At 40.2% G+C, this 24029-nt stretch carries 24 protein-coding genes, 1 pseudogene and 1 riboswitch; of the genes and pseudogenes, 7 read left to right on the forward strand and 18 right to left on the reverse strand.

Features of this window, described 5'->3' with window-relative positions:
- Nucleotides 1–19: 19 nt before the first annotated feature.
- From dapF to FIU87_RS17085, 3 genes are all read right to left on the reverse strand, one after another.
- The gene (gene dapF / locus FIU87_RS17075; RefSeq protein ID WP_152445680.1) at nt 20–874 is read right to left on the reverse strand and encodes a diaminopimelate epimerase; all 855 of its coding nucleotides are present in this window, start codon (nt 872–874) and stop codon (nt 20–22) included.
- A gap of 187 nt (nt 875–1061) precedes the next feature.
- Complete coding sequence (locus FIU87_RS17080; protein ID WP_152445681.1) at nt 1062–2294, reverse strand: NupC/NupG family nucleoside CNT transporter; 1233 nt, start codon at nt 2292–2294, stop codon at nt 1062–1064.
- A 548-nt stretch (nt 2295–2842) separates the two neighbouring features.
- Complete coding sequence (locus FIU87_RS17085; protein WP_152445682.1) at nt 2843–3079, reverse strand: YuzB family protein; 237 nt, start codon at nt 3077–3079, stop codon at nt 2843–2845.
- A gap of 294 nt (nt 3080–3373) precedes the next feature.
- Here FIU87_RS17085 and FIU87_RS17090 point away from each other — a divergent pair, with 294 nt between their 5' ends.
- Entirely contained in the window at nt 3374–4441 is a 1068-nt protein-coding gene (locus FIU87_RS17090) for an NAD(P)/FAD-dependent oxidoreductase (RefSeq protein WP_152445683.1), read from the forward strand.
- A 53-nt stretch (nt 4442–4494) separates the two neighbouring features.
- Here the strand turns inward: FIU87_RS17090 and FIU87_RS17095 are convergent, their stop codons facing one another.
- The gene (locus FIU87_RS17095; protein WP_152445684.1) at nt 4495–4821 is read right to left on the reverse strand and encodes a DUF1462 family protein; all 327 of its coding nucleotides are present in this window, start codon (nt 4819–4821) and stop codon (nt 4495–4497) included.
- Nucleotides 4822–4940: 119 nt separating this feature from the next.
- On the opposite strand from FIU87_RS17095, the pseudogene FIU87_RS17100 reads away from it, so the two are divergent.
- Nucleotides 4941–5200 (forward strand): annotated as a pseudogene (locus FIU87_RS17100) (NifU family protein).
- A 162-nt stretch (nt 5201–5362) separates the two neighbouring features.
- Here FIU87_RS17100 and thrB read toward each other — a convergent pair.
- The 5 genes from thrB to yutH form a co-directional block, all read right to left on the reverse strand.
- Complete coding sequence (gene thrB / locus FIU87_RS17105; RefSeq protein WP_152445686.1) at nt 5363–6283, reverse strand: homoserine kinase; 921 nt, start codon at nt 6281–6283, stop codon at nt 5363–5365.
- The gene (thrC, locus tag FIU87_RS17110; RefSeq protein ID WP_152445687.1) at nt 6280–7338 is read right to left on the reverse strand and encodes a threonine synthase; all 1059 of its coding nucleotides are present in this window, start codon (nt 7336–7338) and stop codon (nt 6280–6282) included. The genes thrB and thrC overlap by 4 nt, the downstream gene beginning before the upstream one ends.
- Nucleotides 7335–8633, reverse strand: a complete 1299-nt coding sequence (locus FIU87_RS17115; protein ID WP_152445688.1) for a homoserine dehydrogenase — start codon at nt 8631–8633, stop codon at nt 7335–7337. The genes thrC and FIU87_RS17115 overlap by 4 nt, the downstream gene beginning before the upstream one ends.
- 225 nt (nt 8634–8858) lie before the next feature.
- The gene (locus tag FIU87_RS17120) at nt 8859–9821 is read right to left on the reverse strand and encodes a 2-hydroxyacid dehydrogenase (RefSeq protein ID WP_152445689.1); all 963 of its coding nucleotides are present in this window, start codon (nt 9819–9821) and stop codon (nt 8859–8861) included.
- A 105-nt stretch (nt 9822–9926) separates the two neighbouring features.
- A complete protein-coding gene (gene yutH, locus FIU87_RS17125) occupies nt 9927–10934 on the reverse strand; it encodes a spore coat putative kinase YutH (protein WP_152445690.1) in 1008 nt (335 codons plus the stop codon).
- 184 nt (nt 10935–11118) lie between these two features.
- On the opposite strand from yutH, the gene FIU87_RS17130 reads away from it, so the two are divergent.
- Entirely contained in the window at nt 11119–11619 is a 501-nt protein-coding gene (locus tag FIU87_RS17130) for a phosphatidylglycerophosphatase A family protein (protein WP_253905450.1), read from the forward strand.
- Between the two features lie 217 nt (nt 11620–11836).
- On the opposite strand, the gene FIU87_RS17135 is transcribed toward FIU87_RS17130, so the two are convergent.
- From FIU87_RS17135 to FIU87_RS17145, 3 genes are all read right to left on the reverse strand, one after another.
- Nucleotides 11837–12607 carry a TIGR01457 family HAD-type hydrolase gene (locus FIU87_RS17135; protein ID WP_152445691.1) on the reverse strand — a complete coding sequence of 257 codons (771 nt, stop codon included), beginning with the start codon at nt 12605–12607 and terminating at the stop codon, nt 11837–11839.
- A gap of 63 nt (nt 12608–12670) precedes the next feature.
- Nucleotides 12671–13108 carry a DUF86 domain-containing protein gene (locus tag FIU87_RS17140; protein WP_152445692.1) on the reverse strand — a complete coding sequence of 146 codons (438 nt, stop codon included), beginning with the start codon at nt 13106–13108 and terminating at the stop codon, nt 12671–12673.
- Between the two features lie 30 nt (nt 13109–13138).
- On the reverse strand, nt 13139–14446 hold the full coding sequence (locus tag FIU87_RS17145; protein WP_152445693.1) for an EAL domain-containing protein: 1308 nt from the start codon (nt 14444–14446) through the stop codon (nt 13139–13141).
- Between the two features lie 168 nt (nt 14447–14614).
- On the opposite strand from FIU87_RS17145, the gene FIU87_RS17150 reads away from it, so the two are divergent.
- Together FIU87_RS17150 and FIU87_RS17155 are read left to right on the forward strand one after the other, a co-directional pair.
- A complete protein-coding gene (locus FIU87_RS17150) occupies nt 14615–14881 on the forward strand; it encodes a DUF3055 domain-containing protein (protein ID WP_152445694.1) in 267 nt (88 codons plus the stop codon).
- Between the two features lie 61 nt (nt 14882–14942).
- The gene (locus tag FIU87_RS17155; RefSeq protein ID WP_152445695.1) at nt 14943–15203 is read left to right on the forward strand and encodes a cytosolic protein; all 261 of its coding nucleotides are present in this window, start codon (nt 14943–14945) and stop codon (nt 15201–15203) included.
- A 56-nt stretch (nt 15204–15259) separates the two neighbouring features.
- On the opposite strand, the gene FIU87_RS17160 is transcribed toward FIU87_RS17155, so the two are convergent.
- Complete coding sequence (locus tag FIU87_RS17160; protein WP_152446634.1) at nt 15260–15550, reverse strand: YutD family protein; 291 nt, start codon at nt 15548–15550, stop codon at nt 15260–15262.
- Nucleotides 15551–15660: 110 nt separating this feature from the next.
- On the opposite strand from FIU87_RS17160, the gene FIU87_RS17165 reads away from it, so the two are divergent.
- Nucleotides 15661–16341 carry a YhcN/YlaJ family sporulation lipoprotein gene (locus FIU87_RS17165; protein ID WP_152445696.1) on the forward strand — a complete coding sequence of 227 codons (681 nt, stop codon included), beginning with the start codon at nt 15661–15663 and terminating at the stop codon, nt 16339–16341.
- Between the two features lie 40 nt (nt 16342–16381).
- Here FIU87_RS17165 and lipA read toward each other — a convergent pair whose 3' ends face one another.
- Nucleotides 16382–17278: a lipoyl synthase gene (lipA, locus tag FIU87_RS17170; protein ID WP_152446635.1), complete on the reverse strand. Its 897-nt coding sequence runs from the start codon at nt 17276–17278 to the stop codon at nt 16382–16384.
- A gap of 271 nt (nt 17279–17549) precedes the next feature.
- On the opposite strand from lipA, the gene FIU87_RS17175 reads away from it, so the two are divergent.
- Nucleotides 17550–18515, forward strand: a complete 966-nt coding sequence (locus FIU87_RS17175; RefSeq protein WP_253905601.1) for a M23 family metallopeptidase — start codon at nt 17550–17552, stop codon at nt 18513–18515.
- Between the two features lie 134 nt (nt 18516–18649).
- Here FIU87_RS17175 and FIU87_RS17180 read toward each other — a convergent pair whose 3' ends face one another.
- The 4 genes from FIU87_RS17180 to FIU87_RS17195 form a co-directional block, all read right to left on the reverse strand.
- On the reverse strand, nt 18650–18754 hold the full coding sequence (locus tag FIU87_RS17180) for a methionine/alanine import family NSS transporter small subunit (protein WP_152445697.1): 105 nt from the start codon (nt 18752–18754) through the stop codon (nt 18650–18652).
- On the reverse strand, nt 18754–20289 hold the full coding sequence (locus FIU87_RS17185; RefSeq protein WP_152445698.1) for a sodium-dependent transporter: 1536 nt from the start codon (nt 20287–20289) through the stop codon (nt 18754–18756). Before FIU87_RS17185 ends, FIU87_RS17180 begins: the two co-directional genes overlap by 1 nt.
- A gap of 357 nt (nt 20290–20646) precedes the next feature.
- Nucleotides 20647–22212 carry a Na+/H+ antiporter NhaC family protein gene (locus FIU87_RS17190; protein WP_152445699.1) on the reverse strand — a complete coding sequence of 522 codons (1566 nt, stop codon included), beginning with the start codon at nt 22210–22212 and terminating at the stop codon, nt 20647–20649.
- Nucleotides 22213–22353: 141 nt separating this feature from the next.
- Nucleotides 22354–22544, reverse strand: a riboswitch (Lysine riboswitch).
- 83 nt (nt 22545–22627) lie between these two features.
- Nucleotides 22628–23734 carry an HD-GYP domain-containing protein gene (locus tag FIU87_RS17195; RefSeq protein ID WP_152445700.1) on the reverse strand — a complete coding sequence of 369 codons (1107 nt, stop codon included), beginning with the start codon at nt 23732–23734 and terminating at the stop codon, nt 22628–22630.
- Between the last annotated feature and the right edge of the window lie 295 nt (nt 23735–24029).

The following is a 24029-nucleotide window of genomic DNA, read 5'->3' on the forward strand; positions in this document are numbered from 1 at the left end:
AGCATTTGTGACTTAAAAATTAATAGTAAAATGTTCCTTTACAAATCGTTTCTGCCGGTCCACGCATTTTAACATTTCCGCTATCTGACCAGGTGATGAACAGATCGCCTCCAGCTAGGTGGACGATGGTTTCTTTGTTACGAGTAGTTTTGTCATTAAGGACAGATGCCACTACTGCTGCGCAAGCTCCCGTTCCACAGGCCTGCGTGATGCCAGAGCCTCTTTCCCACACGCGGAAGTGTAATTCATGATCAGAAACCACTTCCACAAACTCTACATTTACCCCTTCTGGAAAACGCGAGTCTTTCTCCACGATTGGACCTAAGGGTGTGAGTGGTGCTTGTGTGATGTCATCTACATAAAAAACCACATGAGGATTTCCCATGGAGACCGTTGTAATAGTATAGGTTTCTCCTGCCACCTTAAAGGGTTCTGCCACCAGCTGCTCTTTTTCATTCACTAGGATAGGGATATCCTTAGTTGCAAGTCTTGGCTGTCCCATATCTACTGTTACATTGGTGACTTTTCCACCGACCATTTCTAGTTCTGCCTCCACTAGTCCAGAGAGCGTTTCTATTTTAAACACTGTTTCTTTAACTAAACCATGCTCATAGGCATATTTTGCTACACAGCGAAGGCCATTTCCACAGTTCTTACCTTCAGACCCATCATTATTAAAAATTCGCATTTTAACTGGTGCTATCTCTGAAGGACAGATGAGAATCATACCGTCTGAGCCAATTCCTGTATGAACATTTGCTACTTTGACAGCAAGAGTCGCTAATTCTTCTTCCATTAAATTTTCTTCAAACATATTTACATATATATAATTGTTGCCTAACCCATGCATCTTGGTGAAAGAAAAGGAGCTCATATGTTGCGTTCCCCCATAAATATTATTTCTTCAAGTATAAATACATAAAAGAGTGAACACAATAGAAATATCCCCCGTTTTATATGAAAAACCCATGGATTCTTGTTTCGATGAAGAAACAGGATTCACATGGGTTTTTCTGTTAAAAGAAAAGCCCTCACCTATTAAGGGTGAGGACCATTTTATTTTAGAACAAGAACATTCCAGCAATCGCAGCACTTAACAAGTTAGAAAGAGTACCTGCGATGATAGCGCGGAAGCCTAATTTAGCGATATCTGAACGACGACTTGGAGCTAGGTTTCCTAGACCACCTAAAAGGATTGCTAGAGATGATAGGTTAGCGAAACCACATAGTGCAAACGCAATAACCGCAACAGATTTTTCACTAAACATATCAAGCTGTGCAGAGAAAGTAGAGTAAGCTACAAATTCGTTAAGCACTAATTTTTGTCCAATGAGGTTACCAGCAGCAACTGCTTCACTCCAAGGAATACCAATAACAAACGCGATTGGTGCAAATAAATATCCTAGGACATAGTCAAGTGAGAAGTTGTCATTTCCAAACCAACCACCAACTCCACCAAGAATACCGTTGATCATCGCAATTAACGCGATAAATGCCAGTAGCATTGCACCAACGTTTAAAGCAAGCTTCAAACCGTCTGATGCACCGCGAGCTGCTGCATCAATAACATTCGTTGCACGCTCGTCTTCTGATTCACCAATTTGTGCGTCATTCGCAATTTTTGGTTCTTCTGTTTCTGGAATAAGCATCTTCGCCATAATTAATCCACCAGGAGCTGCCATGAAACTAGCGGCAAGCAAGTACTCTAGAGGAATCCCAAGTGCTGCATAACCGAATAATACAGAACCAGCTACAGATGCAAGTCCCCCAGTCATAACAGCGAAAAGCTCAGATTTCGTCATTCCAGCAATGTAAGGACGAATCACAAGTGGTGCTTCTGTTTGTCCAACAAAAATGTTTGCAGAAGCGGATAAGGATTCTGTTCTGCTTGTTCCAAGAATTTTCGCAAGACCGCCACCAAGGAAGCGAATAATGATTTGCATAATACCAAGGTAGTATAGAACAGAAATTAATGCAGAGAAGAAAATGATGATTGTTAATACGTGGAACGCAAAAACAAAGCCAGTTGCCTCCGCCGGATTACCTAGTACAGGTCCGAATAAGAAGCCAATTCCTTCATTTGCATAGTTGATAATGTTTTGCACATACTCCGTAAGCTTTAGGAAAGCAGCTCTACCAGCTTCCCACTTCAATACGATGAATGCAAATAGCAATTGAATTGCCAGTCCGCCAATAATGGTACGAACCTTTATCTTTCTTTTGTTTTCTGAAAGGAGAAATGCTATTGCAAAAAGAACAGCGATCCCCATTAACCCCCAAAGGATGTTATTCATAATATTCACCTCAATTAGAAATTTCTAACAAGTTGTTTGTCGTCAGACATCTAACTATCACTATTACACTTTACTATGAAATGAAAGCGTTTGAAAGAACTTTTTTTCTGTCAAATTGTTACAGCTTTTTGTAAGCATGTACAAAAGCAGACATTCTTAAATAAATTACCCAACTTTTTCATAATAATGTATGATTTTATGAAGTTTCTTTCTTTAATTAATAGCAATTTTGTCTTTAAAGATAAAAAAATAATCGTAAATCAGACAGAATTAGGACTATTGGATTATTTTTGTGCAAATCTCATTTCTGAAAGCTTGTTGCTTTTAATCAAAGACTTTTTTCAGTTTTTAACCAAAGAAAAATTGTCCCATGTTGAATTCTTCCTCCACGAAAAGAGCACGACAGCAACGTTGGGTGGCTTAACTATACGCAGTAGCAACAAAGTATGCAAAAACAGCCTTTCACTATTAAGCAGTTTGTAACAAAGTTTGCGAAAATATCCTTGTACAAAAAAAACACATTCCACTTATCGTGAAATGTGCTTTTATTAAAACATTGGATTTTCTTCCAAGTATATATAGATGTTATCTACTAGCTGTTCAGGAGTCTCACCAGTTACGACATCGCCGTTTACAAGTGCAAAAAGATGTTCAAAGCATTTTCCGCAATAGCCTAAGCACCCATATTCCACAATATCAAAATTTGGGTCCTTCTCTAGTACTTCTCTTGCTTTTTGTGAACCACTGGCAAGATTACTAATACAAAATTCGATGATGGGTTTCATTACTTTCACCTCTCTATTTGCCCTTATTATGCTACCTCTTTTTCCAGTAAACGTCAATCCAGAAGCATTGGGAAACATAACTATTTTCTGAAAGAATGTTGTTATTTTGTCATAATTCCGATATACTTTTAATGTTATTTTGTTTAAACGTGTTATACGTTTTCCGTTTTGAAAGCGCAATTTTATCTTATTATGTATGTTATTTCACATAAAAGTGGAAATAGTTTACTAGATTTCCCTATAAAAAGAATTATTTTAAGATTTACACTAGTTTAAAAAGGAGTTTTGGCTGCTATGAAAAAACTTGTTGTGCTTGGCGCAGGATATGGCGGAATGCGGGTATTACAACGCTTACTTCCTAATCAATTACCATCTGATACCGAAATTGTATTAGTGGACCGGGCTCCCTATCATAGTTTGAAAACGGAATTCTATGCACTCGCTGCGGGAACGATTTCAGATCATCATGTTCGTGTCACTTTTCCAGAGCATGAAAGGCTTTCAGTCAAGTATGGAGAGGTTACTTCTGTTGATATGAATAGCAAAACTGTGCATTTTGAGGATGGAAGTATCCTTTCTTTTGATGATTTAATTATTGGACTTGGCTGTGAGGATAAGTACCATAACGTTCCTGGTGCAGAGGAACATACTTACTCTATCCAAACGATAAATAAGTCACGTCAAGCGTACAAGGCTTTAAATGATCTCCCTGCTAATAAAGTCGTCGCTGTCGTTGGTGCCGGGCTAAGCGGAGTTGAAATTGCCAGCGAGCTTCGTGAAAGTCGTCCTGATTTATCCATCAAGCTATTTGATAGAGGAAAAATTATTTTGTCTAGCTTCCCAGAAAGACTAAGCAAATATGTACAAAATTGGTTTGAAACGCATGGTGTGGAAGTAGTGAATAGCTCGAACATCACTCGTGTCGAAAAAAACACGCTTTTCAACCACGATGAGCCAATCCATTGCGATGTGATCGTTTGGACAGCAGGAATTCAACCTAATAAAGTCGTACGTGATCTTGAAGTGGAAAAGGATGGACAAGGTCGTGTGATTTTAACGAAACAGCATAATATTCCTGGATTTGAAAACATTTATGTGGTTGGAGACTGTGCAAGCCTGCCTCATGCACCGAGTGCCCAGCTAGCTGAAGGGCAAGCAGAGCAAATTGTCCAAGTACTATTGAAGCGTTGGAATGGGGAAGCTCCACCAGAAGAATTCCCAGCAATTAAGCTAAAAGGAGTATTAGGCTCCTTAGGGAAAAAACATGGATTTGGTCTTGTAAATGAACGTCCTTTAACTGGTCGTGTTGCGAGATTATTAAAGTCCGGTATTCTTTGGATGTATAAATATCATAACGGGTAAAAATAGAGAAAGAGGGCGCTTCTGTTCATCTAGAAGCGCCCTCTTTCTCTATTTTATGAAGCAGTGTACCCGTACTTCTCCATTTCCGCATACACAGTTTTCAATTTTGGATTCCCTTCTCCAACAACTTCACCTTCAATGACAACCACGGGATAAAACATATCCTCTTCCACTACTCTTGCTGCAAAATCGCGTTTCTCTTCGTCACATTCTTCTGTTTGAAAAATATCTATATAAGAGATAGAAAAATCCTGATTTGGGAATTTCCTTGCTACTGCGGCATCCAGCCATTCATACGTTTCTTTAGATGATGGCAGATTCACACAGCTTGGGCACAGAACCTCTGCACCATACACACAAATTTCAACCTTTTTCTTCATAAGCGTCCTCTCCACTCTTTACAGCTTTTCTTCTATTTTACCCTAAAACGCTTTCTTTTTCTAAAAAGACCCAGTGCAGAGCAATAGATTTTTCTGGAGATTTTATTTATAATGGAAATATGTAAGGAAAGGAGCGATAACTATGTCTAACCCGGAAATTAATGCGCAAGTTCAGGAAGTACTAGATAAATTGCGTCCATTTTTACTTCGTGATGGAGGGGACTGTGAATTAGTAGATGTGGAAGATGGAATTGTAAAATTACGTCTTCTTGGTGCATGCGGATCTTGCCCAAGTTCAACCATTACACTAAAAGCTGGTATTGAACGTGCGTTACTAGAAGAAGTACCAGGTATCGTTGAAGTAGAGCAAGTATTCTAATTCAAACTCAAACAAAACCGGAAAAGTAGCACATAGGCTACTTTCCGGTTTTGTTTTTTTATGGCTCTTATCTAAAAGATTGTTGCTATTAACTAGAAAAAAGTTGACACTGGTACTTTTTTCAATGATACGCAGAGCAACAAAGTTTGTGAAAAAAGTCTTTTATATAGAGGAAGCCTGACAAAGGTGATTGGAATGCACCTCACTACCATGTTTACTTACCTGCAATACCTCGACTTTATGCTCTGGGAAACTAGCAGCCACTTTCTTCGCAACCGCTCTTCCCTTTCCTACTTCACAAAAACAGATTACAGTTGGTCCTGCTCCACTTATGGTGACACCAAATGCTCCCGCAAGATTAGCCACTTGTTTTAGTTGCTGATATTCAGGAAATAACTTCTGTCGGTAGGGCTCATGAAACACATCACTTTCCATCATTTTTCCTACAAGCTTCCAATCTTTTTGGATAAAAGCTGCAAGCATTACATTCGCATGGCTGCTTCCGTTTACAGCAGTAGTAAAATCAAGGTTTTTTGGGAGCAATTCTCTTGTTTCCACCGTTTTCGCTTCAAAGGCTGGAACCACAGCTACTAATTCCACATCATCCGCAGGCAGCTTAATGTACTCCCATTTCCCATCCTGTTGTGTGGATACCACCAACCCACCGTAAAGGGAAGCAGCAACATTGTCAGCATGTCCTTCAAATCTAGCCGCCAGCTGTAATTTTTCATCAGGACAGAGCTGTTTGTTGCATAGCACGTTCATGATTTCGATTGCACCAACAATGGCCGCCGCACTGCTGCCAAGCCCTCGTGCGAGCGGAATATCACTCAACGTAAGCACATGTGCCGGTGGAGCCTTTATCCCCCAAAGTACTTCAAGCTCCTTGCATACCTTTAGCAACATATTGTCCTCATGATGAATAGCTAAAGGTGGTACACTAGTAAATTTCCATTCCTCCGCATAGTGAACAATGAAGGTCACATATTTACTAACCGCCATCCCGAGGGAATCAAAGCCGGGTCCTAAGTTTGCAGAGCTTCCAGGAACTTTAATGACAAATCCGTCCCGCTGCCTATTCATACCGTGACACCCTGGAAGGAACGAATCAACTCGGAATAATCATTTGAAATACTTTTCACTTCCACTCCAGCATATTCAGTAGCTGCAACAGGATCTTTTAATCCATTTCCGGTCAAAACAGCTACTACTTGCTTTCCTTTTGATATTTCTCCTGTTTGAAGTTGCTTCAAGATACCTGCAAGGGAAGCACTAGATGCAGGTTCTGGGAACACACCCTCAAACTGCGCTAGCAACCGATAGGCTGCGATGATTTCATTATCTGTAACACTATCAATTTTTCCAGATGAGTTCTTTGCCGCTTCCACTGCAGGCCCCCAGCTTGCAGGATTGCCAATGCGTATGGCTGTTGCGATAGTTTCCGGCTTAGAGATGACTGCATTTTGAACGATTGCCGCCGCTCCTTCTGCTTCAAAGCCTCTCATTTCTGGAAGGCCTGTTTGCCATTTTTGATGGTATTCTAAGAAACCCTTCCAATAAGCTGTGATATTGCCTGCGTTGCCTACTGGAAGGGCTAAAATATCTGGTGCTTTCCCGAGCTGATCCACAACTTCAAAGGCTGCTGTTTTTTGTCCCTCAATGCGATATGGATTGAGGGAATTAACAAGGGTAATAGGGAGCTCTTCCGAAAGTTTTCGTACCATTTGCAACGCTTCATCAAAATTCCCATCAAGGGCATAGATTTCCGCGCCATACATAACTGCTTGTGCGAGCTTTCCTTGAGCAATCTTTCCCTCAGGAATAACCACGATACATTTCATGCCAGCTCTTGCAGCATATGCCGCTGCAGATGCCGACGTATTACCTGTAGATGCGCAAACTACCGTATTGCTTCCTTCTTCCTTTGCCTTAGCCACAGCAAGTGCCATGCCTCTATCTTTAAAGGAGCCTGTCGGGTTGGCACCTTCCACTTTTGCATGTAGCTCAATACCAAGCTTTTCTGAGAGTCTTTCTAAAAATAATAGTGGTGTATGACCCTCCTGAAGAGAGATGTTTGGTGTTTTCTCACTAACAGGCAAGTAGTTTTTATATTCCTGTACTAAGCCTCTCCACTTCATACCGCCACTTCTCCTTCCACTCGGTAGCTGCTTTTTATTTCTTTTACAAACTCCTTGTTTCTAAGCTCGCCAAGCAGGTTCTCATACTCCTGTAAGGAAGCGAGATGCGTCACCACCACCACTTCAGAAAAAGCAGCCTCTTTTAAAGGGAGCTGTAAGATTTTTTCAAAGCTAACGCCGTTTTGTGAAAATAGGTTGGTCAAATGGGACAGTACCCCAACCTCATCCTTCACATGCACACGAAGAAAATGCTTTGCCATTACCTCACTTTTTTCTTTCAGTGTTTTGGCAAACTGCGGTGTCACCATGCTTTTGCCATTTACACCAAGACGCATGTTTTTCATGACACCAACAAGGTCAGATACAACGGCAGTTGCGGTGGGAAGACTTCCTGCGCCAGGGCCGTAAAACATCGTCTCTCCAACTGCCTCTCCATACACATAGACCGCATTATATTCATTTTTGACATTCGCTAAGGGGTGATCACTCGGTAAAAGCGTTGGCTGTACACTGACTTCTACCTTTTCTTGCTCTCTGTGAGCAATGCCAATCAGCTTCATAGTATATCCAAGTTTTTTACTGAAAAGGAGATCTTCTTCAGAAACTTGACTAATTCCTTTTACCTCCACATCATGAAGGTCAATATTCATGGAAAAGCCTAGTGTAGAGAGAATCGCCATTTTGCGGGCTGCATCAAGCCCTTCCACATCTGCTGTTGGATCTGCCTCTGCAAACCCAAGCTCTTGCGCTTCCTTCAGGACGTCAGGGTAGGAGGAGCCTTCGTTGTTCATTTTCGTAAGGATAAAATTGGTGGTACCATTAACGATTCCCATCATTTTGGTAATACGGTCGGACGCTAGCCCGTCAACCAGTCCTCTTAAAATCGGAATGCCACCTGCGACACTTGCTTCATAGAATAGATCACAGCCGTTTTGGGCTGCAGCGGCTAATAATTCTGAGCCATAAACCGCCATCAGGTCTTTATTTGCCGTTACTACGTGCTTTTTGTTTTGCAAAGCTCGTAAAATATGATGCCTAGTATCCTCGACTCCGCCCATCACTTCAATGACGACATCAATGTCGGGATCATCTAGAACCTCTTCAGCATGTAAGGTTAACAATTCGGGATTAAGGTCTACCAACCGCTCTTTATAAAGGTCTTTCACTAGCGCTTTTTTTACTTTGACAGGACAGCCTACTTGGTGCATTAACTTATCTTGATGGTTTTCTACGATTTTCACGACTCCACAACCAACTGTACCTAAACCTAATAACCCTACTGAAATTACCTTCACTCTGCTCCACTCCCGACTATTGTTTTTCTAGCGTGAACATTTGTTTTTATATAAAGGACATTATAGGCTGGTTTGTAGAGCCTGACAAGGGGAAATTTTCTGCATTTTTAATTGTAAGCGTTTACTGTGTTGAGGGAGTAAGAAAAGATTTTTTTTGTTTTAGATGATAAATCAAAAATGCCTTGTCCCACTTTTCATAAAGTGAATCAAGGCGTTTATATTGGATTAAACTTTTGTTTTTGGCTCATTTCCTTGAAGCACCGCTACAATGTTTTCTGAGCATAGTTCCATCATGGTTGTTCTTGTTTCCACAGTTGCACTTCCAATATGAGGAATCGCAACAACCTGAGGGAATGCGAGTAAAGGATGATTTTCTCCTATTGGCTCTTCATAAAAGACATCCAAGCCCGCTCCTGCAATTTCTTTTTCCTCTAGAGCTTCTATAAGTGCTTTTTCATCCACCACTTGTCCTCTGCCAACATTTATAAAAAATGCGGTCTTTTTCATTTGTTCAAAGGCCTTTTTATCAAAAAGATGACGAGTTTCTTCTGTTAGGGGTGTTAAACAAACGACATAGTCCGCTTGTTTTAACAGATCCTCAAATGTTGCATATGTAGCGTTCAACTGCTGTTCTGCAACCTCATGACGACTTCGATTGTGATACAGCACCTTCATGCCAAAACCATTCGCTCGTTTTGCTACAGCCTGTCCAATTTTGCCCATGCCAACTATCCCAATGGTTTTAAAGTGCACATCAGCACCTGCCAGGAGATAGGGGCTCCAGCTTTGCCAGTGCCCCTCTTTTACGTACCTTTCTGCTTCCGTGATTCTTCTGGCAGTTGCTAATAAGAGCGCAAAAGTGAGATCTGCAGTTGTTTCGGTCAATACATCCGGTGTGTTACAAATAGTCACACCTTTCTTTGCAGCTGCTTCCACGTCAATATTGTCATAGCCCACTGCTAAATTAGCAACGACTTTTACATTTGGGGCATGGTTTAACAGTTCTTGATCAATTTTATCAGAAAGCATCGTCAATAATGCGTCAGCCGTGCTTGCTTCCTTTAATAACACTTCCCTTGGCACTGCTTCACTTTCACTACCCCACATTTTCACCTCTGCAACTTCATAAAGTGGCGCAATGGCTTGTTCGGATAATTTTCTAGTTACAAATACAGATGGTTTCTTCATGGCTGGTCTCTCCCTGTTACATCTCGTAGTTTGAGTATGTTGTATAGTGTAATTTTATCACTCATCCTAACGACGATACATACCTATATAGAGAATACGGGTATCTTATTTTTTGACCCAATCAAGCACCGGTATGCCATAGGTTTTTGCAGGAACACCAGCAAAATCATAAAAGCCCGCTATCCATTGTTCATAGGTGGTAGACGATTGAAGAACTCCTCGTAAACGTTCTTCATGCCACTTCTTATCTGCGACTGGTCCACTTGTATAGTAATCCTCCACGCATTCAAAATAATGAACGGGTAAAATTAATCGGGCATATAAAAGCCGCCAAGAAAAACTTGAAAGCGGTGATACTCTTTCGTACTCCTGTAAAAAAGATTGAATTTTAGCTGGGTTGGTATCTGCATCTTTTCGCAAATGGGACCGGATCCACTCTGAAATATCTCTACTAGCATGATCAAAAATCCAGTCTGTAGGCATCTTTAACCACTGACCTTGTTGCCACGTAAGGTCAGTAAACCGGTGATGACAAAGGGTTGCTGCATCATTCATCATGGGACTATCATCGAGTTCGGTGTCTACTAAATACTGAATCGCATTTTCTGTAAGCCCAAGATAGTATGGAAAGGACTCCACAAACTGTGTATCAAAGATATCAACAGGATTGCTTCTCACTTTCTCGCGGAAAAAGCTTTCCATCTGATCAATCCGCTTTTCCCAGAGGCTTTTCCATTGACCGATTCTATTGATCGCGGTAACTTTTGATGGATAACTTCTTGCCTGTGAATGAAAGGTTGCAAGCTCCTTGCCTGGAACTAATTGCCGGGAACTATAATCGTAGGGCATCCGAAATAAGGCGACTCGTTTTCCATCCAGCTCTGTTACAAAGGATTCCTTTTTATTTTTCACAAAAGAACTAACATATATATCTTGGTGTGTGCGTATCATATAGTCACTTATCTTTTGAAGCTCATCAAGCTCATCGTCCTCTAAGTGGCCTACTGGTACGATGGTATAAAGAACCCGATTTGACCAAAAGGCATCATATTGACGAATTTTTTGCTTTCTTTCCACTCTTAATTCATAGTTTTCATAGATTGTCTGCTTCAAGCTACTCCCTCCCTCTCCTTAGTACCAACTATATGAACAAAGAGAAAGAAACTTGCAGAAAAAGCAAAAGGGAAACATAATTGAAAATCTTGGCTATTTTTTATGACGATTTAGGGAATAAGGGTAAAGAGAGTTTTTTATTCCTTGTTTATTCTTTACTATATTATAAAAGACGGGTGAGCATATGAAGAATTTTGAAAGTATGGATGAGGTAGAACGAAAAGCGAGAACGCTCTTAGAGGAACGTGGAGTAACCATGGGGGATATTGCAGATTTAGTATATTTTCTACAATCTAAGTATCATCCTTCGTTGGAACGCTCGGAATGCCTTGAAAATATTGACCGTGTTCTCTCCAAACGTGAGGTCCAAAATACGATTCTCACAGGAATTGAGCTGGATATTTTAGCGGAACAAGGGAAAATTCAAGAGCCTTTGCTTACGATTTTACAAAAGGATGAAGGATTATACGGAGTAGATGAAGTACTCGCGTTATCTATTGTGAACGTGTACGGATCCATTGGCTTTACGAACTATGGCTATATTGATAAGCAAAAGCCAGGAATACTCGGCACTCTTAATGACAAGCATTCTGGAAAAGTCCATACCTTCTTAGATGATATCGTTGGTGCAATTGCAGCTGCGGCTTCTAGCAGGCTTGCCCACCGTGCAGCGAATACAGAGTAAAAAAAAGAGCCGGACTTCTTGAAGCCCGGCTCTTTTTTACATTAGCTGTTTTAAACACCACTGTTGATTTCCGCAAAGGCTCTACGTCCTGCGTGGCGATTTGTTAGCCTCCTAAGCTACGCCTGAGGGGTCTCCAGTCTATCGCTCTATTCCCGCGGGAGTCTCCGCATTTGCTCCAATCATCAGCTAGAAACTACTCATCATCACAGCCTGTACATTATAAATTTGGCACCCATTCTGATAAGCAGTTTACTGTGTAGGTTGGCTGCTCTTGATAGGTTTGTAGGTGTAGTACCGTTGTAACACCAGTATGAACTAAGAGTGTGTCCATCCCTGCATTCATTCCTGCCTTGATATCCGTATGGTAGTTATCTCCTACCATTAATGTTTGTTCTCTTGGAATACCTAGTACTTTCAATGCCTGTTCCATAATGATTTTTTCTGGTTTTCCGATAAAGGTTGGTTGCGTTTCGGTTGATACCGTAAGGACGGATGTAAGGGAACCATTACCAGGTAGCAATCCTCTTTCTGTTGGTATGGCAATATCTCCGTTTGTTGAGATAAAGCGGGCACCGTTACGGATATTAATCGCGCCAAGCGCTAATTTCTCATACGATATACTACGATCAATGCCACTTACTACTACGTCTGCATTTTCTTCGACAAGCTCAAATCCTTTTTCCAAAAGTGCCTGTCTTATTCCCTCTTCCCCTATGCAATAGATCTTTGCGTCTGGGTGTGCCTCATAAATAAAGTTTGCTGTCGCTTTACTAGTTGTAAAGACCTGCTCATCTTCGGTAGGAATGCCAAAATTTCTAAGCTTCTGGGCAACCTGCTCTGGGGTGCGGGAGGAATTATTCGTTACAAAAAGATAGGGAATATTCTTCTCATATAGCTTTTGAACAAAATTTGCTGCTTCTTCAATTTTCTCTTTGCCACGATACATTGTTCCGTCCAAATCTATTAAGTAGCCTTGATATTTTTTCATGGTTTTCACACTCCACTAATGATGTCTTTTTCATGCTGTTTATGGTTGAAAGGCTAGATATGGTCAATTTTTAAAGGCGGAAACAGGACCAAGTTCATTTACCAAATATCGTCGTACACTCTCACAAAAAGCATAAACCGTAGCTTCGTTTTCATTGAGACAGCCTATAACTTCCTCATGATCGATTGATAAATAGTCCTGTACAAGTGTTTTACGCATGCGAATTACTTGTTTTAATGATTGCGCCATATCATTAGTCACAACCTTCTCGTCCTCTAATATATCAATAATATCCTCATAGCTTCCAGGATCACGCATGATAAAACCGTCAATCATACTATTCCCCACATCAAGCATTCCTTCAATGATTCCTATTGCAATTCTTTCTAGGGCTTTCTTTTCAATAGGAGAATTCCAGGTAGCTTCGTTCTTAAAAAGAGTCACGTTGTCTTCTATGTAACGCAATGTCCACTCTATCTTTTCGCGATCAACAAAGTACATTATTTTTTACTCCTTTGTTTAGTCTTGTTGTTAGGTTACTGGTTGAAGTTTTTTTGGTCTAGCGTAAAAATACCCTTGCGCCATGTCCACTTTATGTCGGAACAACACTTGTACTTCTTCTTGTCGTTCAATTCCTTCTGCCACAACAAGGGAACCTGTTTCATGAGCTATCAATAACAAGCCCTGCAGCATTTTTTCCTTCACTTGGCTTTTATCAATATCTTGAATAACGGACCGGTCAATTTTAATGATATCTGGCATTATTTTGCTAATGGTATGTAAGCTTGCATAACCTGCTCCCGTATCATCTACGGCAATTTGAAAACCAAGTTTTCTAAGTGCATCAATATTGCGTTCAAAGTTTTTCAGGCCATCTGTAGAGTCCTGTTCCGTGACTTCAATCGCAATATTTTTAGGAATGATGGCAGGATATTTTTTTAGTAACCATACTACTTTCTCAATTAATTCCACTTCATTTAAGGTTGTAGGAGTGAAGTTAATAAAAACGGCTTCCTTCATTTTGCATTGATAGATAAGCTGAAACGCCTTTTCTAGTATAATGAGTTCTAGAGAAAATAAACGGTTAGTCTGCTTGGCAATAGAAAAAAGCTGCAACGGATTTTCCATTTGAGACCCCATTGGCCCTCTTGTCAGCAATTCCCATGCTTTTATTCCACCCTTGGTAACATCCATAATTGGTTGTGCTAACAGAGTGATATCTTTCCCTGCAATAATTTGATTCATCTGAAATAACAATTGCTGATAGGCCAGTTTATTTTGCTTTTCCGCCATTGCCATTGCCTGCAAGTGGGCTTTCAGCATACATTCTGATAAAGAATAGTCCTGATGCTCTAGAAATACATAACCATATTGAATCCTCAGGCTATCTTGCTGAAGTTGACTGTATGTTTGTTCTTCCATTATTTTTTTCACTTGTTCTAATTTATCCACCAGGTTAATTTGACGCTGGCTTTGAACGTCCACTTTTAATAGCAGTGAAATTCCATCGCTATATTGCTCATGAAGACACACCACCTGATGATCAGTAAACGTTTCTTCAATGACTTTTCTAAGCTGAGTTTTTATCACTTCTCGGCATGATAAATACTTACGCTTACCCAGTCTTTTGATAGTACCCTCTAAATCCGGAAAATAAAAGGAAACGACTGCAATTTGAAACCCCTTTTTCAAGGTATATGCGACACATTCTTCGATTGGATTTCTCAGGATGTAGACAGGTGGATAGTAGCGTAAATATTTGGTTGGAAGCATGAATTTTACAAGATGTGAGCCATTTTTGTCATAGTATCTCTTTATGCGATCCCAGCTTCGCCCCATTCATTGGCTCCCTTCTCTATTAAAGGATAATGAGTTATTTTTCTTTATTTTATCATAAAAAATAAGGATAATGTCCCATATATTTAGACCTTCGATTATTCTTACAAGAATAAATAAATTTTTGCTATACTAGAAAAAGAATGGATTGTGTGTAAAGGAGGAAACACGGTGGGAGAAAAATTCTTTTTATACGATGATACTGTTGATACACAAACAAGATTTGTCAGTTTTATGGGGGAGCATAGCCGCTTTGATTTAGCCATTGTAAAATCTGACCGCTATTATGGGAAAAGTCTTGTGCTAGACATTCAGGGAAACCGCTTTGCCATCATTGGAACGGATGACCTGGATGAGCCTGGTTATATAGAACATGCATTTCAACTTTCAGAAGCGGAAGCAGAAGAGCTTCGTTCATTTTTATATGAGGTAGTATAAACATAATCCCCTTTTTCATGGAGATAGTAAAAAATATCTTAGAAAAAGGGGATGTTGTTATATGCACAATGAAAAAGATAAAGAAACGTATTCTGACTTCGCTAATGTAGAGGCTCAGCAAAACTACCTTATTCCAGAAACATTACCTGAAGGACCTTATGGGTCTCCACGCGGAAAGAATACACCTGTTGAAAATAAAAGTACTCCTTGGCAAAAAGGGCAGCGATACTATAGTGCTTTTAATTACGAAAACAAAAATCTTCATGAGGATATGCCAAGGCAGGACCCTGGAGCACATCCAACTCATGACAAAAAAGAATAACATGTCAAATTCATCCGAAACATACTCAGAAAAATCTTCGTTTGATTCGGATGAATTTATTTTGCCTCATGTTGTTTTTTTGTTTTTTTCAAAACAAAATATGCACAACCAAAATTGCAGTACTCATAGATATAATCAGGCAAGGTACTGATTTTTGTATCGTAAGTTGATTTATTGTTTTGATCCTCAAAAAATCCACGTAACCGCAATTGATTGTATCCCCAATCGCCAACGATATAGTCGTATTTATTTAACACGTCGATGTAGCGAGCGCGAAAAGCTTCTTCATTAAAACCATCGCGATTCTCTTCTAACAATTCATAACAGTGATTTCCGACACAAATCATGAAATTTTCCTCCATTTCTTCTCTTATCTTCATTATAGACTTTTTCTCCATGAATTTCTAAGTCAAAATTTCATCTCACTGGTCATCCTATAACTAAGGAGGTGTTTCCATTGAAGAAAACATTGATCATCATGGCTACTTTATGTCTCGTTACGACTATGACAACAGCCTGTGCTTTTGACCCCACACCCCAAGAAAGAAAATCAAGAAGTGAGGTTTATGGGATGAACACAAAAACTGGGCATCGTTATCATATGTACGATGCACAGGATGGAAAAGAGCATGATCGAACACATTTTGGTTATGTTAGAGATCAGGCTGAGCCTGTTAAAAATTCCAATCGCTATAACGAAAACATTGCTGCGGTTGATTATGAGGAAATTGCCAATATCATTAATAAAATGGTCGTGCAACTTCCAAACATTGAAGACTCCGCTACTCTTGTGACAGATGAAGAAGTACTTATCGCGTATGAAACGAATGTGGATAGTAGTGATCGTGAAATGGTAGCAGACCAAGTAAGTAAAACGGGACTTTCTATCGTTCCACGCTTCTATCATGTCTATATTTCTGATAACCCAGAGATGATTCATGATATTGAGCGCTTTCAGTCACTTGGAGTTTCTAGCCCAAGAGTAGATGAAATTTTGGAAGCAACGATAAAAGAAATGCTAAAATCTCCTCAAGGGAAAGCTTTAAACAATGGTGAAAATGCCAACGGTGAAGCTGAAGGAGAAATGAACGAAGAAACCGTTAACGATAAATATCGAAAGCAGATGAAAAATGAGTAAAAAAAAGTACAGCTCCTTTTGAAGGGAAGCTGTACCTTTTTTATGCTTGTGCTTGGCGAGCTTTGGACGCTTCGTTAACTTGTTCATCTGCATGATAAGAAGAACGAACGAGAGGCCCAGCTTCACAATGACTAAATCCTTTTGTCATGGCAATTTCCTTTAGCTCTGCGAACTCATCTGGATGGTAGTATTTTTGTACCTTCAAATGCTTTTTCGAAGGCTGTAAATACTGGCCAATTGCCATAATATCCACATGGTTTGCACGTAAGTCATCCATTGTTTCAATGATTTGTTCTTTTGTTTCTCCAAGACCAATCATGATACTGGATTTTGTCGGAATATCAGGTTGCATTTCCTTTGCCCGTCTTAATAACTCTAGGGAACGGTCATAGGTTGCTCTTGCACGTACTCTTGGTGTAAGCTCACGAACTGTTTCGATATTATGGTTAAGAATATCTGGTCTGGCATCCATTAACATTCTAATGTTTTCCTCCACACCACCCATATCAGAAGGTAGCACTTCAATAGTAGTGAAAGGGTTTTCGCGGCGAACAGCACGAATGGTTTCTGCGAATATTCCAGCACCACCATCTTTCAAATCATCACGTGCCACAGCAGTAATAACAGCATGCTTAAGGTTCATTAGCTTCACAGACTCTGCTACGCGTTCTGGTTCTTGTGTATCAAGCTCTGTTGGCAGCCCAGTTTTTACTGCACAGAAACGACAGGCTCTTGTACAAACTGCTCCAAGAATCATAAATGTCGCTGTACGGCGGACGGCCCAACACTCATGAATATTAGGACATTTCGCTTCTTCACATACTGTATTTAAATTATGCTCGCGCATTAATTTTTTCAGTCCTGTATAGTTTTCATTCGTATTTAGCTTGATTTTTAACCAATCTGGTTTACGTATGTATTCTTCCTTTTTTGCCATATGATCAACTCCAACTTGTCTTATTTTCAAGATAGACTTAACTGGTTATTGTCTGTATATTTTCACTATTCTTATAAGCTTTATAGGGAAAATGACATGTTTCTCAACTGTCACTTTACCAAACATCCTGTCAATACACAAGTCCAAAACCTTCCACGAACCTTCCATGAATTAGTATAAATGAAAAATTGGAAAACACACCAAACTAACTACATATCCAAAGAATGTAACAAAGGAAAGGAGTGAGAACTTGATACGAGTTTTCTTATGCATCATCCTTATCATAAATTGTTTTCCTTCCAATAGCTACGCAGCGGAAAAAGAGATGACAGACGACCAAATCTATGCAAAAAGACAAGAACTATATGAACGAATGCAGTCAGTTACCCAAATTCCTTGGTACTATTTTGCGGCAATTGATCAATATGAGCGCAATGTCCGTAGGGTAAGAAAAGACATCCCAAAAGCAACAGGTGTAACAGGAATATACTATAAACCAGAAGTGTGGGCTGGCCCACTTAATCCTAATTCTAAGGATAAGAATCCATTAAGTATTCAGTTCTTTGGAGGAGTTGGGTTGGATGGGAATGGGGACGGTTTAGCAGACGCAACAAAGGATGAAGATGTATTGTTTACATTTGCCACTTACTTACGAACGTACGGAACAGATAAGGAAAATTTAAAAATTGCCTTATGGGATTACTATCAACGAGATAAAACTGTTGGTCTAATTATGGGGCATTTTAAGCTTTATAGTACGTACAAGACCCTTAAACTTGATAAACATGCGTTTCCTCTTCCTATTCACGCAAATTTTAGCTATCGAAACACATGGGGAGATGCCAGAGGTTGGGGTGGTCGCAGAATGCACGAAGGGACAGATATATTTGCTGGGTATGGTGTGCCTGTCCGTTCGACTTGCTATGGAGTGATTGAAATCATTGGGTGGAACAAGTTTGGTGGCTGGAGACTTGGAATCCGTGATATCAATAATACGTATCATTATTTCGCTCATTTAAATGGGTTTGCAAAGGACTTAAAGGTTGGGCAAGTAGTGGAGCCTGGGCAGATGATTGGTTCTGTGGGTAGCTCTGGGTATGGTCCTCCTGGCACTGCCGGAAAGTTTCCTCCTCATTTGCATTACGGGATGTATAAGGATAACGGTTATTCTGAGTGGTCGTTTGATCCTTTCCCACATCTTAAGTCTTGGGAACGTGGCGATAGACGAAAACGTTAAAAAGCAGCTGGCCCTATAACAGGCCACCTGCTTTTTTATGATTATTACAGTATGACTACGCTGTTGATTTCGCAAATGGCTCCACTCAACAGCTAGCTACTACTTTCTAATCACCTAACACCTTTAACAAAGCGTTAAGCTTCTCTGCTTTTTTTCACAGCCCAAAGGATACTTCCTACAAGGCCACCCCAAATGATGACCATTCCTACAACCATCATGACAATAGAACTAGCTTCCATTATTTATTGACCTCCTTTGTTGAGGATCCTGGCATTTCTAACGTATCCTTTTTCCATTTAATGATGGAAAAAGCGATACCTACAAGTACGGCAAGAACGGCAACTGATACACCATATTGGACAGTAAACATACGAGTATATCCATCTCCTGCCCCATATACTGTAGCAATATTTGTGCGAATTAGGTCAAACATCATGTAACCAAGTACTAACGGAGTGATGACAGAAAGGGAAATTCTGTACCAGCCACCTAATAGGCCTGTTAGTTTAACATCAGAAACTTCATTTGCATGATCTTGTAAAGGCTTTAATTGTCTTACTACCCATACAACTACGATTACTTGAATCAGACCTGCAAGCGCGATACCGAACTGGTTAATAAAGTAGTCGGCAACATCAAGTAGGTTTAAACCGCCTTGTGTTGCAAAAAGGATAGAGATGACTGCTGATAGTCCTCCACCAATCGCAACCGCTTTTGTACGGGAAACTTTGAACTTATCTTGAACACCTGCTACAAATGTCTCAACAATCGAGATTAGTGAGGATAGCCCAGCTAGCACTAAGGATCCGAAGAACAGGAACCCGAAGAGCTCCTTCATTGCAGGAAACTCATTAATAATGGCTGGGAATACCATAAAGGCTAACCCCACTCCACCTTTTACTACTTCATCTACTCCTACACCCTGTTGTACAGCCATAAATCCAAGAATACTGAAAACTCCAATACCTGCTAGTAGCTCAAAACCGGAGTTACTGAAGCCAGTAATAAAGGCATTGTTGGTGATATCCGATTTTTTTGGTAAGTAACTGGAATAGGTAATCATGATTGCAAAAGCAATGGATAAACTGAAGAATATTTGTCCGTAGGCAGCAACCCAGACTTTTCCGTCAGCAATTGTGCTCCAATCAGGCTTGAAGAATGCATTTAAGCCTGTCATCGCGCCCTCTAATGTAAGCGCACGCACAACTAGGATTAAGAAAAGAATAACAAGTGCTGGGATGAAAATTTTGTTGGCAACTTCCACACCTTTTTTAACACCTTTAAACAGAACGCCAAGTGTAATAACCCAAACGATGATTAATGGTAGTAATACAGATGGTACAACGGATCCAAACTCACCTGGAGCAGCAAGCTTTAGGTAGTCGCCTACTAGGAATCCTGTTGGGTCGTCTCCCCATTTTAAATTTAAGGAGAAAACAGAATAGCTCATGGCCCAAGCGATGATAACGGCATAATAAGTAGAAATAACAAATGCAATTGCAACTTGCCACCAGCCAAGCCATTCAAACTTTTTGTTCATTCTTGCGTAAGATAGTGGTGCAGATCCACGGTACTTATGACCCATTGTGAATTCAAGGATCAAAAGCGGAATACCTGCTGTTAGAAGAGCAAATAAATATGGTACAAAGAACGCTCCTCCTCCATTGTCATACGCAGTTGCTGGAAAACGCCAAATGTTTCCTAACCCGATGGCTGATCCAACCGCTGCTAAGATAAAGCCTGCTCTTGTCCCCCATTGCGGTCGATTACTCATTCTCTCTCTCCCCCTATTCAGACTCTTAGTGATTATCTTATAAATTACCAGAAAATAGATAAAAGAGTCTAAATGTTTTATTTTTTCAGATTATTTAATATAATTTATACATAGTATAACTAGACTTTATGACTATGTCAAAACAAACTTTTTCCTCACTAGTTTCGACACGTTTTGACAATACTCTACACCGTATATTTATTCATATAATCCGTCAAATTTTGCATGAAAGCAGAATTTAAGCTGTAATTTCCTGTATAAATATTTTTTCAGAAAAAAAACACCTTCCCTTTTATCTCTTTCATAGATTAGATAAAAAGGAGGTGTTTTTTACTTTTTTTGAAAAGTATTATTTCATTATTGAGCCGTTTTCACTGCTTTAAAACTAAAGCCAATGATAACAAATGCTACAACAACGACTAGTAATCCTAATAAAGTACTGCCAGTTAACCCAAGAACAATGTATCCCACAATCGCAATACCAGCACAAATTAATGCATATGGAAGCTGTGTTAACACATGATCAATATGGTTACATCCTGCACCTGTTGAGGAAAGAATCGTTGTGTCAGAAATTGGGGAACAATGATCCCCAAATACCGCTCCTGCAAGTACTGCTGCTAATGCTGGCAAAAGGATAGAAACATCAGTAGATGCTGCGATTTGCCCAGCAATAGGAAGAAGCAATGTGAAGGTTCCCCATGAAGTTCCAGTTGCTAGTGCAGTAAACCCAGCAATCACAAAGATTATTACCGGTAAGAACGCAATATTCATATTAGAATTTTGCACCTGTTCGGCAATGTATTCTCCCGTTTGTAGCTCACCGATTAACCCGGCAATTGTCCAAGCAAATAAAAGAATATAAATGGCAGGAAGCATAGATTTTGCTCCTTCCATAAAGCCACGTCCCACTACCTTATTAGTCACTCCACCTTTGGAGATTTGACCAAATAGAAGTACTAAGGAAACTACTAGCGCAAACAATCCACCATAAAATAATGCTGCCGATGGATCTGTGTTTTCAAAAATACCTAACAGCGTTACTTCTCCTTCAAGTGCAGACGCCCCTAACCAAAGCATCGCTCCAATCACACCAACGAATAAAGCAACAATCGGCCACACAAGGTTACCGATTGTACCCTTCGTGCTTGTTGGAAGGTCATCCGTTAGCTCACCAGGGACCTCTTTTTCTGAATCATAAAGCTCGCCCTTTTCCATCGCACGCTTTTCGTGAGTTTTCATCGGGCCGATATTCACGTTAAAATAACTTACTAAAATCACCATAAGAATGGCAGCAAAGACATATAGATTCATCGGAATAATTTGCATGAATGCACTAATCGCTGTTAAATCACTAATATTCTGCTTTACAATCACATCTGTTCCTATAATACCGATAATTACGGCACCCCAGCTCGATACAGGGGAAATAACACAAATTGGCGCAGAAGTGGAGTCAATCAGGTAGGCTAATTTCGCACGTGAAACCTTATAACGATCGGTTAAAGGTCTGCTGATTTGTCCCACTGCCAACGCATTAAAATAATCATCAATGAAAATAACAATTCCTAAAAGTGCCGTTAAAAATTTGGAGCCACGTCTAGTTTTAATTTTCGTTTGCGCCCAATCAGCAAACGCTCTGCTTCCCCCAGTGATAGAAATAAATGCAGTAATCACACCAAGTATTAAGAGGAAAACAAGAATATAAATATTCCACAGGTTCCATTCACTATCTCCAACAGAATAAAATAACCCAAGCACCGTATCCCAAATTAGGGTAACAGTTTTCAAAGGATTAAAGTCTGCCACCAACAAAGCGGCCGCTAAAATACCTACTCCAAGTGAAAGCAATACTCTTCTCGTCACAATGACCATCAAGATTGCCAGCACAGGAGGAATCAAAGAATAAATCGTTCCTTCCATAACAAAAAAACCCCCATTAAGCTGTAATATGTTTGACCGATGGCAAACGAATGACAACAATGGAAGGCACTGAAAGAGAACAAAATAAAAAGTAATGATAGAAAATAACTATCATTACCTATGTAATGTGTTATCCTCCATCCGATCAGTAGCCCTCCATTATAAAACCCGTCCGTACCGGTCATAATGGCAGTGTTATCCTTATTCAAGATAACCCCAGCAACGTGAGTTCGACCACTCACACTGCTTCGGCACAGCATCCTTTCTTCTACTATCCTAGGTGTCACCCTCCAGTAGCATTACTCTTATGCTGCGCAGCCTCTACCTCATCGTATGATAAGGGAAGTATATTATTTTATGCTCTTACTATACCATATATCCTACTATAGGACAAAGGAAATATTTCACTACCCTATTAGCTTACTGCTGCTACGTTCTTTTGGTTATCGCAATCCACTATGGCTAGATTTAAGTGGTCTCTTAGGTTTAGGTCATAAGGCGTGTCTAATTCATCTCCAGCCTCTTCAACAATACGGATGATAGGTCGCTCTGTTAAATCTTGATTCTGACCAACCACAATTCCTTTTCTTCCATCATTAAGAGTGACCATCAACCCATAGGCATAAATCGCCACGGATTTACGAAATGCTTCAATAATTGCTGGTTCATACAACGTACCTGAGCCAGAATATAAAATTTCAAGGCCCTCGTGAGGAAGCATCGCACTGCGATACACTCGATGAGACGTGACGGCATCAAACACATCTGCCACAGCCAGAATTTTTCCAAAAAGATGGATCTCTTCGCTCTTAATTCCTCGTGGATAGCCGCTTCCATTTAATCTTTCATGATGCTGAAATGCACAATGTGCTACTATGAGAGGAATAGTTTGCATATTGCGTAAAATATCAAATCCATATGTTGCATGACGCTTCATTTCGCTGAACTCTTCACTTGAGAGCTTTCCTGGTTTAAAAAGTATTTCATTTGGCACAAGCATCTTTCCGATATCATGTAATATTCCGCCTAAGCCAAGGATCTCCAGGTCTTTTTGTGAAAGGCCGAGCTTTAGGCCAATCGAAAGCGAATAAAGGGTAACATTAAGAGAATGAGTAAATACATAATTATCATGCACATACACATCTGTCAGAAGTGTGGCAACCTCTTCATTTGATTTCATATCTGTTAACAAGTGCTGAATAAGTGATTTCAAGTCCTTTGAGGATCTATCCATCACAAACCACTTGCTGAGCTCTTTTTCGTTTTCAATGGACTTAAACGTATCTGTAATGGTCTTTACCGCGGCGTTGCGAGTGGTATCAGAAATAAGTGTAGGTATCTCCAACCCGTCTGTTCTCGCATCTTTTATATAAACATAGGTAACATTTAGATTCTGAAGACGGGAAATCATCTTGGAAGTAACAGAGATTCCTTCACTAAGAAGGACCCTGCCTGAGTCATTAAAAATAGACTTGGCCAATACCATTCCTGGCTTCATTGATTTTGTAGGTAATAGTCTCATAACTTCTCCTATCTACAAGGCACTTTTGTACAGCCTTCAAAGTTCGACAGATATCTACTTCCTATTATAGTTGAAATTTATGGTTATTGGGTGGATATTTGGAAAAAAGTTTGGAAACTTTTTTAGGGAGGTGGTAGGTGCGGAAGTAACTGGGGATGTCGAACGCTTTGCGCATTGGGGGAGCCGCCGGGATTGGGGGGAGCTGCGGCATCGAGGCTGCTGCGGCATCGGGGGGAGTTGCGGCATCGGGGGAGCTGCGGCATCGGGGATAACTGCGGCATCGGGGGGAGCTGCG

This window comes from Bacillus sp. THAF10, from assembly GCF_009363695.1.
Lineage (GTDB): Bacteria > Bacillota > Bacilli > Bacillales > Bacillaceae_I > Sutcliffiella_A.